Annotated in this window: 17 protein-coding genes; 4 read left to right on the top strand and 13 right to left on the bottom strand. The window is 68.4% G+C overall.

Features of this window, described 5'->3' with window-relative positions:
• Positions 1–79: 79 nt before the first annotated feature.
• The 4 genes from mftD to mftA are packed head-to-tail and all read right to left on the bottom strand — an operon-like array spanning position 80 to position 2,816.
• A complete protein-coding gene (mftD, locus tag WU80_RS01150; RefSeq protein WP_055401896.1) occupies positions 80–1,261 on the bottom strand; it encodes a pre-mycofactocin synthase MftD in 1,182 nt (393 codons plus the stop codon).
• 3 nt (positions 1,262–1,264) lie between these two features.
• A complete protein-coding gene (mftC, locus tag WU80_RS01145) occupies positions 1,265–2,452 on the bottom strand; it encodes a mycofactocin radical SAM maturase (RefSeq protein WP_055401898.1) in 1,188 nt (395 codons plus the stop codon).
• Positions 2,449–2,742 carry a mycofactocin biosynthesis chaperone MftB gene (gene mftB / locus WU80_RS01140; RefSeq protein ID WP_055401901.1) on the bottom strand — a complete coding sequence of 98 codons (294 nt, stop codon included), beginning with the start codon at positions 2,740–2,742 and terminating at the stop codon, positions 2,449–2,451. Before mftB ends, mftC begins: the two co-directional genes overlap by 4 nt.
• Positions 2,727–2,816: a mycofactocin precursor MftA gene (gene mftA, locus WU80_RS01135; protein WP_055401903.1), complete on the bottom strand. Its 90-nt coding sequence runs from the start codon at positions 2,814–2,816 to the stop codon at positions 2,727–2,729. The genes mftB and mftA overlap by 16 nt, the downstream gene beginning before the upstream one ends.
• A gap of 98 nt (positions 2,817–2,914) precedes the next feature.
• Here mftA and mftR point away from each other — a divergent pair, with 98 nt between their 5' ends.
• Complete coding sequence (mftR, locus tag WU80_RS01130; RefSeq protein WP_055401905.1) at positions 2,915–3,511, top strand: mycofactocin system transcriptional regulator; 597 nt, start codon at positions 2,915–2,917, stop codon at positions 3,509–3,511.
• Positions 3,508–4,554, top strand: a complete 1,047-nt coding sequence (locus WU80_RS01125) for a DUF2332 domain-containing protein (RefSeq protein ID WP_055401907.1) — start codon at positions 3,508–3,510, stop codon at positions 4,552–4,554. Before mftR ends, WU80_RS01125 begins: the two co-directional genes overlap by 4 nt.
• Positions 4,555–4,598: 44 nt before the next feature.
• On the opposite strand, the gene WU80_RS01120 is transcribed toward WU80_RS01125, so the two are convergent.
• The 9 genes from WU80_RS01120 to WU80_RS01080 all read right to left on the bottom strand — a co-directional run bounded on the left by WU80_RS01120 (position 4,599) and on the right by WU80_RS01080 (position 13,673).
• A complete protein-coding gene (locus WU80_RS01120; protein ID WP_055401909.1) occupies positions 4,599–5,780 on the bottom strand; it encodes an NAD(P)/FAD-dependent oxidoreductase in 1,182 nt (393 codons plus the stop codon).
• Between the two features lie 19 nt (positions 5,781–5,799).
• On the bottom strand, positions 5,800–6,618 hold the full coding sequence (locus WU80_RS01115; RefSeq protein ID WP_055401912.1) for a mycofactocin-coupled SDR family oxidoreductase: 819 nt from the start codon (positions 6,616–6,618) through the stop codon (positions 5,800–5,802).
• A gap of 49 nt (positions 6,619–6,667) precedes the next feature.
• A complete protein-coding gene (locus WU80_RS01110) occupies positions 6,668–7,498 on the bottom strand; it encodes an SHOCT domain-containing protein (RefSeq protein WP_055401914.1) in 831 nt (276 codons plus the stop codon).
• Positions 7,499–7,588: 90 nt separating this feature from the next.
• Positions 7,589–8,332, bottom strand: coding sequence for a PE family protein (locus WU80_RS25180; RefSeq protein WP_082459800.1), 744 nt, complete (start codon positions 8,330–8,332; stop codon positions 7,589–7,591).
• Between the two features lie 132 nt (positions 8,333–8,464).
• Positions 8,465–9,655 (bottom strand): elongation factor Tu, encoded by a 1,191-nt coding sequence (gene tuf, locus WU80_RS01100; RefSeq protein WP_055401916.1) that lies wholly within the window; start codon positions 9,653–9,655, stop codon positions 8,465–8,467.
• Between the two features lie 109 nt (positions 9,656–9,764).
• On the bottom strand, positions 9,765–11,870 hold the full coding sequence (gene fusA / locus WU80_RS01095) for an elongation factor G (protein ID WP_082462561.1): 2,106 nt from the start codon (positions 11,868–11,870) through the stop codon (positions 9,765–9,767).
• Between the two features lie 70 nt (positions 11,871–11,940).
• Positions 11,941–12,411: a 30S ribosomal protein S7 gene (gene rpsG, locus WU80_RS01090; protein WP_055405335.1), complete on the bottom strand. Its 471-nt coding sequence runs from the start codon at positions 12,409–12,411 to the stop codon at positions 11,941–11,943.
• Positions 12,411–12,785 carry a 30S ribosomal protein S12 gene (gene rpsL, locus WU80_RS01085; RefSeq protein ID WP_007167812.1) on the bottom strand — a complete coding sequence of 125 codons (375 nt, stop codon included), beginning with the start codon at positions 12,783–12,785 and terminating at the stop codon, positions 12,411–12,413. Before rpsL ends, rpsG begins: the two co-directional genes overlap by 1 nt.
• Positions 12,786–13,031: 246 nt before the next feature.
• A complete protein-coding gene (locus WU80_RS01080; RefSeq protein ID WP_055405336.1) occupies positions 13,032–13,673 on the bottom strand; it encodes a TetR/AcrR family transcriptional regulator in 642 nt (213 codons plus the stop codon).
• Positions 13,674–13,808: 135 nt separating this feature from the next.
• Here WU80_RS01080 and WU80_RS01075 point away from each other — a divergent pair, with 135 nt between their 5' ends.
• Positions 13,809–14,177 carry a DUF3060 domain-containing protein gene (locus WU80_RS01075; RefSeq protein WP_055405337.1) on the top strand — a complete coding sequence of 123 codons (369 nt, stop codon included), beginning with the start codon at positions 13,809–13,811 and terminating at the stop codon, positions 14,175–14,177.
• A 107-nt stretch (positions 14,178–14,284) separates the two neighbouring features.
• Positions 14,285–14,698, top strand: a complete 414-nt coding sequence (locus WU80_RS01070; RefSeq protein WP_082459992.1) for a DUF3060 domain-containing protein — start codon at positions 14,285–14,287, stop codon at positions 14,696–14,698.
• The last annotated feature ends 50 nt before the right edge of the window (positions 14,699–14,748 follow it).

The raw sequence follows: 14,748 nt of genomic DNA, 5'->3' as shown, positions 1-14,748 counted from the left end.
GGGCACCTCGCCAGTACCACCGTTTGCGTGGCCGTCAATCATCGCCGACGACCCCGTCTCCCGGACGACTATCGGCTGCTCAGGCGGACGGCACACCCAGCGCCCGGGTGAAGCCGGGGGGCACCAGGATGTCGTCCGGACCGAGCTCGTGCACGCTCGCGTGGCCCAGGCCCATCAGCGCCGAGTCGATGCCCCCGCGCAGGATGTCGAGCACGTTCTCCACGCCCGCCTGCCCGGCGGCGGCCAGGCCCCACAGGTACGCGCGCCCGATCATCACCGCGCGTGCCCCCAGCGCCACGGCCTTGACCACATCGCTTCCCCGGCGGATGCCGCCGTCGAGCAGCACCTCGACCTGATCGCCGACCGCGGCGGCCACCGCGGGCAGGGCGCGAATCGACGCCGGCGTGCCGTCCAGGTTGTTGCCCCCGTGGTTGGACACCGAGATCGCCGAAACCCCGGCGTCCACAGCCCTTTTCGCGTCGTCCACGCGCATCACGCCCTTGAGCATGAACGGCCCGCCCCACAGTTCACGCAGCCAGGCGATGTCTTCCCACGTCGGGGGCGGCGTACCCATCCACTCGCCGTAGGCGGCGAAAAAGGGTGGGCCGGGCTCGCCGCGGCGCCCCTGGTTGGGCACCCGCAAATCCGGCGGGCGTAGCGTCTTGCCGTACTTCCACAGCCAGCGGGGCTTGAAGACCGCTTCCGGAGACTGCCGCAGGACCGTCCGCAGGTTCATCGCTTCGGGAATCTGGGGGCTGCCCCAGTCGCGCCCGTGCGAGAACGACCAGTCGGTGGTGACGATCAGACCCACCGCGCCGGCCTGGCGCGCCCGTTCCACCCGCTCGGCGATCGCGTCGCGCCCGCCCAGCCAGTACACCTGGAAGAAGATCTTGGGGTTGGCGGCGACGACCTCCTCGATCGGTTTGCTGGCGAAAGAGGACAGGCCCATCGCCGTTCCCCGTGCCGCCGCGGCCCGCGCGACGGCGACCTCGCCGTCCGGATCGACTGCCTGGACGCCGGTCGGCGAAATCAGCACCGGCATCGAAATATCTTGTCCCAGAACGGTAGTCGAGAGGTCGCGCTTCTCCTGCGCGCCGACGACGTGGGGGGCGAATCCGAGTTCACCGAACGCCGCGACGTTGTCGGAGACGGTGACGCCCTTTTCGCTGCCGGCGAGCAGCGCCGAGTAGACGGATTTCGGCAGCCGCCGCTTCGCGCGCTGCTGGGCGATGGCGACGGTTTCAAACCATTGGCCGGCCATGAGCTATACGGGGCTTTCGTTGCACAGGCGCGCCGGGGGCGCGTCGGGTGGCCGCACGGACAGTGTCAGGGGCACCGGCTGGCGAACCCGTTGTCCGCGGGAGTGGTCGGCCCGGGGCCGCGGCGTCTCCCGCCGGCGGGCCAGCGCCGGGGCGCTGTGCCCCTGCACGCACTCGGGATCCGGCCCGTCCATCGGCAGGCCGGTGAAGAACTTCGCCGCCATGCAGCCGCCCCGGCAGGCGTCGTAGTGGCCGCAGCTGCCGCACGCCCCCGCGGACTGCGGTTCGCGCAGCTCGCGGAACAGCGGCGCATTCTTCCAGACGTTGTCGAATCCCCCGTCGGACAACACATTTCCGGCCAGGAAGCGGTCGTGAATGGCGAATGGGCACGCGTACACGTCCCCCACGGGGTCGATCAGGCAGACCACCCGGCCCGCGCCGCACATGTTCAAACCGGCCAGCGCGCCGGAGGAGCCGAGCGGCGCCAGGTGGAAGAAGGAGTCGCCGGTGAGCACCCGTTCCCCCTTGGCCACCAGCCAGTCGTAGAGCTGGACCTGCTGGGCGGCGGTGGGGTGCAGGTCGTCCCAGACGTCCGCGCCGCGCCCCGACGGACGCAGCCGGGTGATCCGCAGGGTGGCGCCGTAACGGCTTGCCAGCGCGGCGAATTCGTCGAGCTGGTCGACGTTGTGGCGGGTGACCACGACGGAGATCTTCGCGTCCGCAAAGCCCGCATTGGCAAGGTTCTCCAGCGCGCGCACCGCCATGGCGAACGATCCGGGGCCGCGCACCGCATCGTTGACCTCCGCGGTGGCGCCGTCCAGCGAGATCTGGACGTCGACGTAGTCGCTGGCGGCCAACCGGGCGGCGACCTCTTCGGTGATGCGGACCCCGTTGGTGGAGAACTTCACCCCGACGTGGTGCGCGGTCGCGTAGTCGACCAGCTCCCAGAAGTCGGGGCGCACGGTGGGCTCGCCGCCGCCGATGTTGACGTAGAACACTTGCATGCGTTCCAGCTCGTCAATGATGTCCATGCATTGCCGGGTGGACAGCTCCCGCGGATCCCGTTTGCCCGACGACGAAAGGCAGTGCACGCACGCCAGGTTGCACGCGTACGTGAGCTCCCACGTCAGGCAGATGGGCGCGTCGAGCCCGCTCTCGAACTGCTCGATGAGCCGCGGGACGGTGGCTGTCATGGGACCTCCTGGGGTACCAGCATCTTCGAATCGGCCAACACGCCCAGCGCGTGCAAGTAGGGGGCCTCGTCCGAGTCGTCCACACCCGCCGCGCGGCAGGCCGAGTGGACGTCGGGATGGTCGGCGAGCGACCGCACCACGGTGAGAATGGTGCGGTTCTTCAGAAAGGACAGCTTGCGAGTGCCGAAGTGGTAGAGCAACGCCCCGAATGGTTCGGGTCGAACCGCCACCTGCGGGTGCAACCGCCAGCCGCGGCCGGGGTCGAACACGCGGTTCAGTAGACCCCGCACATGCCGTCGATGGACACCTCTTCAACCAGGGTCTCGGCGACGAGCTGGGCCTCGGTCTCGGTTTCGTGGTCCATGGGTCATTGCCTTTCGTCGGTTCTTGACAACGATGGGGTTCGAGTCACAAGCTTCGTCAGAATATGGCATCGAGTGCCGAAATGGAAGGGCGGGTCTCATGGTGCCGCAGCCGCGGGTGGGCCGTCGCCGCTCGACCACGCCGCACCACATCACCGACGTCGCGATCGAGCTGTTCGGCGCGCGCGGTTTCGCCGACGTGAGCGTCGACGACGTCGCCCAGGCCGCCGGCATCTCGCGGCGCACGCTGTTCCGCTACTACGCCTCCAAGAACGCGATCCCGTGGGGCGACTTCGACACCCACCTCGCGCACCTGCGCGACCTGCTGGACGCCGTCGACCCGCGGGTGCCGCTGGGCCAGGCGCTGCGCGATGCACTGTTGGCGTTCAACACCTTTGACGAGTCGGAGACCGCGCGGCACCGGCAGCGGATGCGGGTCATCCTGCAAACCGCCGAACTGCAGGCGTATTCGATGACCATGTACGCCGGCTGGCGCGAGGTGATCGCCGGTTTCGTGGCCCGCCGGCTGGACCGCAAGACCACCGACCTGGTGCCCCAGACCGCCGCCTGGACCATGCTCGGGGTGGCGCTGTCGGCCTACGAGCACTGGCTCGGCGACGAGTCCGTCCCGTTGCCCATCGCGCTGGGCAACGCCTTCGACGTGGTCGGCGCCGGGCTGGACGGGCTGGATCGGTGACCGCGGATCACCTGCTGCACACCCTGCGCGCGCAGGGCCGGTTCTGCGCCGGCTCGGGCTCCCCGATGTACGGCGAACTTTTCGAGCTGGTGGCCGCCGACGTCGAGGCCGGCGGCGTCTTCGCCGCGATCCTGTCCGGGCACGAGGACGCCGCCTCGCGCCTCGCCGTGCCGCTGCGGCTGCTCGGCGGGCTGCACCGGTTGGTGCTCGACGGCCGCGCCCGGCAATTACGAAGGTGGTATCCCAGCACCGGCGGCAGCTGGGACGCCGTAGCGGCGTGGCCCGAGATCGAGGGCGCGGCGGCCGAACACTCCGAGGCGCTGCGGGCGGCGCTGCGGCAACCACCGCAGACCAACGAGGTCGGCCGGTCCGCCGCGCTGATCGGCGCGCTGTTGCGCATCAACGGTGAATCGGGTTTGCCGGTAAGGCTTTTCGAGATCGGGTCGAGCGCGGGGCTGAACCTGCGCGCCGACCACTACCGCTATCGATTCGCCGACGGCCAGTGGGGACCGGACGATTCGCCGGTGACGATCCACGACGCGTGGCGCGGCGCGCTGCCGCCGGGCGGCGGGGTGGAGATCGTCGAGCGCAGCGGCTTCGACATCGCGCCCATCGACGTGACCGGAGCCGACGGGGAGCTCACCGTGCTGAGCTACGTCTGGCCCGACCAGACCGCCCGGCTCGAGCGGCTGCGCGGCGCGATCGAGGTGGCGCGGCGGGTGCCGGCCCGGCTGCAGCGCCAGACGGCCGCCGACGCGGTCGCCGTCCTGACGCCGGCCGCGGGCGCGCTGACGGTGCTGTGGCATTCGATCACCTGGCAGTACCTGTCCGGCGAGGAGCGCGATGCGGTCCGCGCCCGCGTCGGCGCGCTGGGCGAGCGGGCCGACGAGCGATCGCCGTTCGTGCACCTGACGCTGGAGCCGGCGCGCGAGGGGCCGGACGCCCCGATCCGGTTCCTGGTGCGGGCGCGGCGCTGGCCGGGCGGCGAGCTGGAGATCCTGGGGGAATGCCATCCGCACGGCCCGCCGGTGCACTGGTGGTGAACGGCGGGACGAAACACCCCGCCGCGCAATGACTCTCGTGCGGGTCAGCCCAGCACGTCGGAGATGGGCGCGCCGGCCGCGATCTTGCCGCGGGCCTTCATGACCTTGCCGGGCATCCCGCCGCCGACCACACCGACCAGCACCCCGTCCCGCTCGTAGTAGGCCAGGAACTTGCGGCCGTCGTCTTCGACGAGGTGGACGGTGTCGGTGGCCTCGGGCTCGCCGAGGCACTGGATCTTGACGTCGTACTGGTCGCTCCAGAAGTACGGCACGACCACGGCCGCCGGTGGCTCCTGCCCCAGCATCGCGGGCACCACGACGCGGGTCTGGTCGGCGACGTTGCTCCAATGTTCCACGCGCGCTTGGTGTCCCGTCGCATCGCGCCACGATGCGACGTCGCCGAGCGCCCATACGTTGGGCGCGCTGGTCCGTCCGGCCTCGTCGCAGAGCACGCCGTTGTCGATCTCGACGCCGCTGCCCTCGAGCCAGCCGGTCGCCGGGTGCGACCCGATGCCGATGACCACCAGGTCGGCCGCCAGCTCGGTGCCGTCGCTCAGCACGACGGTGTCCACCCGCCCGTCGCCGCGCACCTCGGCCACCCCGACACCGAGGCGGACGTCCACCCCCTCCTCGCGGTGCAGGCGCGCCACCAGCTCGCCGATTCGCTCGCCGAGCACCGACGCCAGGGGCGTCGGCTGCGGCTCGACCAACACGACGTTCACCCCGAGGCTGCGCAGGCTGGCCGCCACCTCGCAGCCGATGAATCCGGCGCCGACGATGACGGCGCGCTGCGCGGCGGACGCGTGCTCACGCAGCGCCATCGATTCGTCGAACGACCGCAACACCCGGATGCCGTCGAGGTCCGGCAGCGCCGGGATGCGCCGCGGCACCAAGCCGGTGGCGATGACGAGTTCGTCGTAGCCGATCACCGAGCCGTCGGCCAGCGTCACCGTCCGCGCCGCGGTGTCCAGGCCGGTGGCCGCCGCGCCCAGGCGCAGGGTGATGTCGTTCTCGTCGTACCACTCCCGCGGTTTGAGGGCCACGTCGTCGACCTCTTTGCGCAGCACCTCTTTCGACAGCGGCGGGCGATCGTAGGGCACGTGCACCTCGTCGCTGACGATCGTGACGCGGCCTTCGAACCCCGATCGGCGCAGCTGCTCGGCGGTCCGGGCGGCGGCCAGCCCCCCGCCGACGATCACGATTCCTTTGCTAGCGGTCACGTGCAGTTCATACCACGATGACCGATCAGTACTTCAACGCGCCCTTGTCCACCGGGATCTGGGTGCCGGTCACCGTGCCCGACCCGTCGCCGGCCAGCCACGCCACGACGTCGGCCACCTCGTCCGGAGACATGAAGCCGTTGGGCTGCAACGGCATTGGGGGAAAGCTGTGCACGAAGCCGGGGTGGCGGGCGAATATCTCCATCATCGCCTCCGGCTCGATCATCGGGGTGTCGACGGAGTAGGGGTGGATGGAGTTGACCCGGATGTTGTATTCGCCGAGCTCGATGGCCAGGGTGTTGGTCAGCGCGGTGAGCCCGTGCTTGCTGGCCGAATAGTGTCCGTTGCCGGGGGTGGCCTTCAGGCCCGCCGACGAGCTCACCACCACGATCGAGCCGCCGTTGCCGGCTTCGATCATCGCGGGCACGGTGGCGCGCAGCGTGCGCCAGGTGCCGGTGAGGTTCACCCCGATCACGGTGTCCCACTGCTCGTCGGTGAGCTCCCACACCCGGCCCCAGCTCAAGACGCCGGCGTTGGCCACCACGATGTCGAGCCGGCCGAATTGTTCGACGCCGTCGGCCACGAGTTGGCGCAGCGCGGCGTCGTCGCGGACGTCCGCTTCGCGGGCCAGCACCTTGCGGCCCTGCGCCTCCACCAGCCGGACCGTCTCGGCGAGATCCTCCGGCGTGGCCGGCGTGTAGGTCAGGCTCTTCGACGCCGGCGCGCAGATGTCGAGCGCGATGATGTCGGCGCCCTCGGCGGCCAGCCGCACGGCGTGCGAACGGCCCTGGGCGCGGGCGGCGCCGGTGATGAACGCGACGCGTCCCTGCAGTGATCCAGCCACGCAGTCAGGCTAGCAGCGAAACTGAAACCTGTTCTAACTCGCCCGGCGGTCAGATTTCGGAGATGATCTGGGCCCGCCGGCTGGCGTACTCCTGGTCGGTCAGCGCGCCACTGGCGCGCAGCGTCTCGAGCTCCTGCAGCCGCTGGGCGACCGACGGCTGCGGGGGCGTGACCACCGGCGCCGGTCCGCCGGCGGTGGCCGGTTGCGGGGCCGGCGCCTGCTGTTCGGCCGCGCGGCGCACCACGGCCTGGATCTGCTGGCGCAGCACCGGGTTCGACCGGATGTCCACCATCCGGTTGAGCGGAACGTTGTTGGCCTTGAGGATCTGCAGGATCTCCATCAGGGGGCCGGCCTGCCCGCTGAGGTCGTAGGTCTTGTTGTCTTCGGCGACGGTGAACTGCGCGGGCACCAGGCCGTTGACCAAAGCGCTTCGCTCCCAGTCGATCCGGTACTCATTGGTGGTGGGGTTGACCAGCACCACCAACTTGCGGGCGGACAGGTTGCCGAGCCGGGTCACGCTGGCGATCACCCGGTCCTCGCTGTCGAACGGCAGGAAACCGGGCCCGGAGATGTGCAGGTGCACCTTCACCACCTGCTGGTTGTTGATCCAGGTCCCCGTCTCGGTGACCCCGGTGATCTGGGCCAGCGCGAGCACGCCGCTCTGCTCGAGCACCGCGTTCTTAGCCGACGACTTCGCGCCGTAGTTGGCCAACGCGAGCGCGACCAGCACGTCGGCCACGGTGATGAACAGACCGGCATAGAACATCCACTGCAGCAGGCTGCCGAACCCGAGGGTGAAGTAGACCACCAAGAAAATCGGCCCGACCAGGCCACCGCACAGCAAAACCACCAACTGTGCCTTCAGGTAGCGCGCCAACACGAGAGTCTCCTTACCCTTGCTGGGAATTTTCGTGTCAGGTTAGCTCTCACGGGGTCGCCGCGCGCGCCATACACGCAAACCGGCGGCGCGCTAGTCCACCTTGGGAATCACGGCCGGCGCCGGACGCGCCGACGATCCGGCCGGCGCCGAGGTGGGGGCCGAATGGGCGGACACCACCTTCACCGGCGTGCCGCCGGTCGATACCGGCATCGCCGGGGCCGCGGCGGCCTGCGGCGTCTCCACCTGCGCCGGTGTCGTCGCGAGCGGGCTGACCGTGGACGGCGCCGGCGCCGCGGGCTGCGCGGTGGCCGGGGTGTAGGCGGGCGTGACCATCCGCACCGGCGTGGCCGCGGTGGCCGGGGCCAGCGCCGCCGGCCCCGCGGTGGCCGCGGGGGCGGCCGGGGCCTGCACGCCCGCGATCGCGGAAGCCGGCGCGACCGCCGACATCAGGGGCGCGGCCGGAACGCCGGGCGCCGAACCGCCCGCGGCCGTCGCCGCCGGCAGCTGCGCAGCCATCGACGCGGGCGCCGCGGCGGACTGCAGCGGCGACGCGTTGGCGGCCTCGGTGGCCAGGTAGTGCGCCGCGCCGCCGTTCATCAGCTCGACGAACTGGTTGTGAAACACCGCGGCTTGCGCGCTCAGCGCCTGGTACACCTGCGAGTGGGCGTCGAACAGCGTCGCGATGCTGGCCGACACCTCGTCCGCGCCCGGGGCGAGGACGGTCGACGTCGCGCCCGCCGCCATCGAGTTCGCCGACGTGATCGTCCACCCGATCCTGGCCAGATCGGACGCGGCGGCGGCCACATACTCGGGCGTCGCGAATACGAAGGACATCGGAACCTCCCGGTCAGCTCCCCCGACTCCCTTATCGGGGAATCCTAGCGGAGCCGTCCCGGTCGGACCCGGTAAAACGCATAAAGCCCGGATTGCCGAGAACGGCAGTCCGGGCCCTATGGCTAGCTGGACCTACTTGATGATCTTGACGACCCGGCCGGCGCCGACGGTGCGGCCACCCTCGCGGATCGCGAACCGCAGGCCTTCGTCCATGGCCACGGGCTGGATCAGCTTGACCGAGATGTTGGTGTTGTCACCGGGCATCACCATTTCGGTGCCCTCCGGCAGCGTCACCACACCGGTCACGTCCGTGGTGCGGAAGTAGAACTGCGGGCGGTAGTTGTTGAAGAACGGCGTGTGCCGACCGCCCTCGTCCTTGGACAGGATGTAGACGCTGCCCTCGAACTCGGTGTGCGGCGTGGTGGTGCCGGGCTTAACCACGACCTGGCCACGCTCGACGTCCTCGCGCTTGATACCACGCAGCAGCAACCCGACGTTGTCGCCGGCCTGGCCCTGGTCCAGCAGCTTGCGGAACATCTCCACACCGGTGACCGTCGTCTTGGTGCTGGCCGGCTTGATGCCGACGATCTCGACTTCCTCGTTCACGTTGATCACGCCGCGCTCGACACGACCGGTGACCACGGTGCCACGACCGGTGATCGTGAAGACGTCCTCGACCGGCATCAGGAACGGCTTGTCGGTCTCGCGGACCGGGTCCGGGATCGACTCGTCGACGGCCTCCATCAGTTCCTCGACGGACTTGACCCAGGTGGCGTCGCCCTCGAGCGCCTTGAGCGCCGAGACCCGAACGACGGGGGCGTCCTCGTCGAACTCCTGGGCGGCCAGCAGCTCGCGGACCTCCATCTCGACGAGCTCCAAGAGCTCCTCGTCGTCGACCATGTCCGCCTTGTTCAGCGCGACCAGGATGTAGGGCACGCCGACCTGACGCGCCAGCAGCACGTGCTCGCGAGTCTGCGGCATCGGGCCGTCGGTGGCCGCGACCACCAGGATCGCGCCGTCCATCTGGGCGGCACCGGTGATCATGTTCTTGATGTAGTCGGCGTGACCCGGGGCGTCGACGTGCGCGTAGTGACGCTTGTCGGTCTGGTACTCCACGTGGGAGATGTTGATGGTGATACCGCGCTGACGCTCCTCGGGCGCGTTGTCGATCTGGTCGAACGCGCGGGACTCGTTCAGGTCCGGGAACTTGTCGTGCAGAACCTTGGTGATAGCCGCGGTCAGCGTCGTCTTGCCGTGGTCAACGTGACCGATGGTCCCAATGTTGACGTGCGGCTTCGTCCGCTCGAACTTCGCCTTCGCCACTTCGTTGTCCTCCTGGACTGTTGGTGCTTGTTAAAGCAGTGTTGGTGTTTTCAGTTGTGCCGCGCCCAAGGCTTTGCAATGACCCGGCAAGATTACTCCGAGGGGATTCTTACTGACCCGTCGCCTTCGCGATGATCTCCTTCGACACGTTGGCCGGCACTTCGGCGTACGAGTCGAACACCATGGAGTAGTTCGCCCGGCCTTGGGTCTTGGACCTCAGGTCGCCGACGTAGCCGAACATCTCCGACAGCGGCACGTGCGCCTTGACGACGCGTGCACCGCTCCGCTCCTCCATGGCCTGAATCTGGCCACGGCGGGAGTTCAGGTCGCCGATCACATCGCCCATGTAATCCTCGGGCGTGGTGACCTCGACGGCCATGATCGGTTCGAGAATCACCGGTTGTGCTTGCGCGGCAGCCTTTTTCAGGACCTGCGAACCGGCGATCTTGAACGCCATCTCCGAGGAGTCCACCTCGTGGAAGGCGCCATCGAGCAGGGTGACCTTCAGGTTCACCAGCGGGTAGCCGGCCAGCACGCCGTACTGCATCGCGTCCTGCGCGCCGGCGTCCACCGACGGGATGTACTCCCGCGGGATGCGGCCACCGGTGACCTTGTTCTCGAACTCGTAGGTGGCACCGTCCTCGCCGGTGAACGGCTCGAGGTTGATGATCACCTTCGCGAACTGGCCCGAGCCACCCGTCTGCTTCTTGTGGGTGAACTCGACATTGTTCGCGGCCCGCTTGATGGTCTCCTTGTAGGCCACCTGCGGCTTGCCGACGTTGGCCTCGACCTTGAACTCGCGGCGCATGCGGTCCACCAGGATGTCCAGGTGGAGTTCGCCCATGCCGCCGATCACGGTCTGGCCGGTCTCCTGGTCCAGGTGCACCTTGAACGTCGGGTCCTCTTCGGCGAGCTTTTGGATCGAGAGGCTCAGCTTCTCCTGGTCGCTCTTGGTCTTCGGCTCGATGGCCACCTCGATGACCGGGTCGGGGAAGGTCATCGACTCCAGCACGACCTGGTCGTTCGGGTCGCTCAGGGTGTCACCGGTGGTGGTGTCCTTCAGACCGATCACCGCGTAGATGTGACCGGCCGAGGCGGTCTCCACCGGGTTCTCCTTGTTGGAGTGCATCTGGAACAGCTTGCCCAGCCGCTCCTTCTTGCCCTTGGTGGAGTTGATGACCTGGCTGCCGGAGTCGACCTTGCCCGAGTACACCCGGACGTAGGTCAGCTTGCCGAAGAACGGGTGGGTGGCGACCTTGAACGCCAGCGCGGAGAACGGCTCGTCGGTCGACGGCTTGCGGACGACCTCGACGTCCTCCTTGCCCGGCGCGTGGCCGACGGCCGGGGGCACGTCCAGCGGCGAGGGCAGGTAGTCGATGACCGCGTCCAGCATCGGCTGGACGCCCTTGTTCTTGAACGCGCTGCCGCACAGCACCGGGTAGGCCTCCGAGCTGATGGTCAGCTTGCGGATGGCGCCCTTGATCTCCTCGACGGTGAGTTCCTCGCCGCCCAGGTACTTCTCCAGCAGCGCCTCGTCCGTCTCGGCGACGGCCTCGAGCAGCTTGGTGCGGTACTCGTCGGCCTTCTCGGCCAGGTCGGCGGGGATGTCCACCACGTCGTACTTCTCGCCGAGCTTCGCCTCGGCGCTCCAGACCTTGGCCTTCATCTCGACCAGGTCGACGACGCCCTCGAAGTCACCCTCGGAGCCGACGGGCAGCTGGATCGGGATGACGTTGGCGCCCAGCCGGTCCTCCATGGTCTTCACCGAGAAGTAGAAGTCGGCGCCGATCTTGTCCATCTTGTTGACGAAGCAGATCCGCGGGACGTCGTACTTGTCGGCCTGCCGCCACACCTGCTCGGACTGCGGCTCGACGCCCTCCTTGCCGTCGAAGACGGCGACGGCGCCATCGAGCACGCGCAGGCTGCGCTCCACCTCGACGGTGAAGTCGACGTGGCCGGGGGTGTCGATGATGTTGATCTGGTTGTCGTTCCAGAAGCAGGTGGTGGCCGCGGAGGTGATGGTGATCCCCCGCTCCTGCTCCTGCTCCATCCAGTCCATGGTGGCGGCGCCGTCGTGCACCTCACCGATCTTGTAGCTGATACCGGTGTAGTAGAGGATGCGCTCGGTCGTCGTCGTCTTGCCGGCGTCGATGTGCGCCATGATGCCGATGTTGCGGACCTTGGTCAGGTCGGTCAGCACGTCCTTCTGTGCCACAGAAGTCTTCCCACTCTTTCGATTGCTTGGTTGCTGTCTTTCTGGCCTCCCGCATCATCGCGGGCGGCTGTCACCAGCGATAGTGCGCGAAGGCGCGGTTGGCCTCGGCCATCTTGTGGGTGTCCTCACGCCGCTTGACGGCGGCACCCAGGCCGTTGCTGGCGTCCAGGATCTCGTTCGCCAGCCGCTCGACCATGGTCTTCTCGCGACGCTGCTTGGAGAAGCTGACCAGCCAGCGCAAGGCCAGGGTCACCGAGCGGTCCGGTCGCACCTCGACCGGAACCTGATACGTCGCACCACCCACGCGGCGACTCCGCACCTCGAGCGCGGGCTTGACGTTGTCGAGAGCACGCTTGAGCGTGATCACGGGGTCGGTACCGGTCTTCTCCCGGGCATTCTCGAGCGCACCATAAACAATGCGTTCGGCCAGCGATTTCTTCCCGTCCAGCAGGACTTTGTTCACCAGCTGGGTGACCAGCTGCGACCCGTAGACCGGGTCGTTGACCAATGGACGCTTAGGCGCGGGCCCCTTGCGCGGCATCAGCTCTTCTCCTTCTTGGCGCCGTAACGGCTGCGAGCCTGCTTGCGGTTCTTGACACCCTGGGTGTCGAGCGAACCGCGGATGATCTTGTACCGCACGCCGGGCAGGTCCTTCACTCGGCCACCACGCACCAGCACCATCGAGTGCTCCTGCAGGTTGTGGCCCTCGCCCGGGATGTAGGCGGTGACCTCGACCTGACTCGTCAGCTTCACGCGCGCGACCTTCCGAAGGGCCGAGTTCGGCTTCTTCGGGGTGGTGGTGTACACGCGGGTGCACACGCCACGGCGCTGCGGGCTGCCCTTGAGGGCCGCGGTCTTGACCTTGGCGATCTTGTCGCGGCGACCCTTGCGGACCAGCTGCTGAATCGTTGGCATCTAGGAGGCTTTCTGTGTTCGTGTCGGGCGTCTTTTAGCTGTTCTCAAGTCTTCGTACTGCAGTTATGCCCGTCCGCACTACCCCGCGGCCGGGTGTGTCGCACGCGCCGCGCACCGGAAGAAGATCCGATGCATCGTGGACATGCGAATTCGCCCGGCATCCACTTCCTTACGGTTAGGCGCCGTAAGCCGCCAGGCACGAGCCTCCACAATACCCGCCGCCCGTCTCGCAGGTCAAAGCGGCGGTTAACCTATCGCGCCGTCGTGGGCGACGCGCCGCTCCAGGCCCGCCGCCAGCCGCAACACCATGTCGGAGAACAGCGCGTCGGTGTCGATGTCGTCCATCACGCCGGTCATCTCCAGCAACACGAAGCCGTGGAGCGCCGACCAGAACTCCAGCGCGGCGTAGAAGGCCTCGTCGCCGTCGAGGCCGTAGGAGGACAGCACCGCGATCACCGGCGCGGCCGCGCCGCGGGTCGCCGCCGTGTATTCGGGGTCGTCGCCGCCCAGCGGCATCCGGGTGAACGCCGAGTACCGGCCGGGGTGGTGATGGGCGTAGCTGCGGTAGGCGCCCGCCATCACCAGGACCGCGTCGTCGCGGGCGCGGCCCTCGCCGACCCGGTTCAGCATCGTGATGATGTCGTCGATGACGCGGATCCGCACCGCGCGGCGCAGGTCCTCCAGGCTGTCCACGTGGTTGTACAGCGACGGCCCCTTGGTGCCGAGCTGCGTCGCCAGCGCGTTGATGGTCAGGGCGTCCCAGCCCTCACGGTCCAAGAAGGTGAGCGCGCCATCGATGATGCCGTCGCGGCTCAACTTGGCCGGGCGCGATCCCGTCCTCGCCGTGCGCGGGCGCCCGGCCGCCGGCGTTTCCGGCTGAGCTGCCATGGCGGGCCCTTCGCTAGCGATGATCCGGGTGATTAACTAATGACTCTAGTTGACGCCGGGGGCGAAACTATTTCAGCCATGGCCGGATGGACGTAATCTCATCAAGCAGATCCACCCGTCACGGAGGGGGCCGCAGTGAACTGGACTACCGTCGCCGGGTCGCTGGCTACCTGTGTCATCACCGTCGCCGCGAGCCCAAGCCCCGTAGCGCAGGCCAAGAACGGCGACACCCACATCACCGGGCAGGGCATCGAGCAGACGCTGGATTGCAACGACGCCACCCTGTTGGTCAACGGCTCCTTCAACAACATCACCGCGCTCGGCAACTGCTACGCGGTGACGGTGATGGGCTCGTCCAACACGGTCGTCGCCGATTCGGTATCGCACGACATCACCGTCTACGGCTACAACCAGACGGTCTTCTACCACAACGGCGCGCCGGTCCTTTGGGATCGCGGGCGCGAACTGGGCATGACCAACCGGCTCCAGCAGGTGCCCGGCTGAGCCCGACACCGCATCCAACCGAGGGGAATCGAGGAACATTGTCTGCCCACGTCTTTGACCGCCCCTGGCGGCTGACCGCGTGCGCCGTGGCGCCGGCCGTCGCGGCGATGTTGATTGCCGGCTGCAGTTCGACGGCCAACCCGCCCTCGGGTTCCACCACGACGACGAAAAGCAGCGCGACGACGACGAGCGCGGCGGCGCCCACGACGGGATCGAGCGGCGCCAGCACCACCGCGTCGGTCGAGATCGGCAACACGCTCAACTACGGATCGATGGGCACCACCGCGACGCTCGACTGCGCCAGTGGCAAGTCGCTGAACGTGGGCGGTTCGGACAACACCCTCACCGTCACCGGCAGCTGCGCGACGGTGACAATCGGCGGGGCGAGCAACAAGATCACCTTGGACAAGGTCGACACCCGGATCAGCGTGGTGGGCTTCAACAACACCGTCACCTACAAGGACGGTGAGCCCAAGGTCGACAACCTGGGTTCGGGCAACAAGATCACCAAGGGCGGCTGACCACAGTCGTTCCCCGGCACGGGCATTCAGTTGCGAAGCGGGCGTTTCGG

This window comes from Mycobacterium sp. UM_11, from assembly GCF_001414075.1.
Taxonomy (GTDB): domain Bacteria; phylum Actinomycetota; class Actinomycetes; order Mycobacteriales; family Mycobacteriaceae; genus Mycobacterium.
This window is presented reverse-complemented; position numbering and strand designations above follow the sequence as displayed.

Excerpts from the sequence above, each read along its gene's own strand:
- mftD (WP_055401896.1), bottom strand. The coding sequence starts at position 1,261 with ATGGCCGGCCAATGGTTTGAAACCGTCGCCATCGCCCAGCAGCGCGCG.
- mftC (WP_055401898.1), bottom strand. The coding sequence starts at position 2,452 with ATGACAGCCACCGTCCCGCGGCTCATCGAGCAGTTCGAGAGCGGGCTC.
- mftA (WP_055401903.1), bottom strand. The coding sequence starts at position 2,816 with ATGGACCACGAAACCGAGACCGAGGCCCAGCTCGTCGCCGAGACCCTG.
- mftR (WP_055401905.1), top strand. The coding sequence starts at position 2,915 with ATGGTGCCGCAGCCGCGGGTGGGCCGTCGCCGCTCGACCACGCCGCAC.
- WU80_RS25180 (WP_082459800.1), bottom strand. The coding sequence starts at position 8,332 with ATGTCCTTCGTATTCGCGACGCCCGAGTATGTGGCCGCCGCCGCGTCC.
- rpsG (WP_055405335.1), bottom strand. The coding sequence starts at position 12,411 with ATGCCGCGCAAGGGGCCCGCGCCTAAGCGTCCATTGGTCAACGACCCG.
- rpsL (WP_007167812.1), bottom strand. The coding sequence starts at position 12,785 with ATGCCAACGATTCAGCAGCTGGTCCGCAAGGGTCGCCGCGACAAGATC.
- WU80_RS01080 (WP_055405336.1), bottom strand. The coding sequence starts at position 13,673 with ATGGCAGCTCAGCCGGAAACGCCGGCGGCCGGGCGCCCGCGCACGGCG.
- WU80_RS01070 (WP_082459992.1), top strand. The coding sequence starts at position 14,285 with ATGTTGATTGCCGGCTGCAGTTCGACGGCCAACCCGCCCTCGGGTTCC.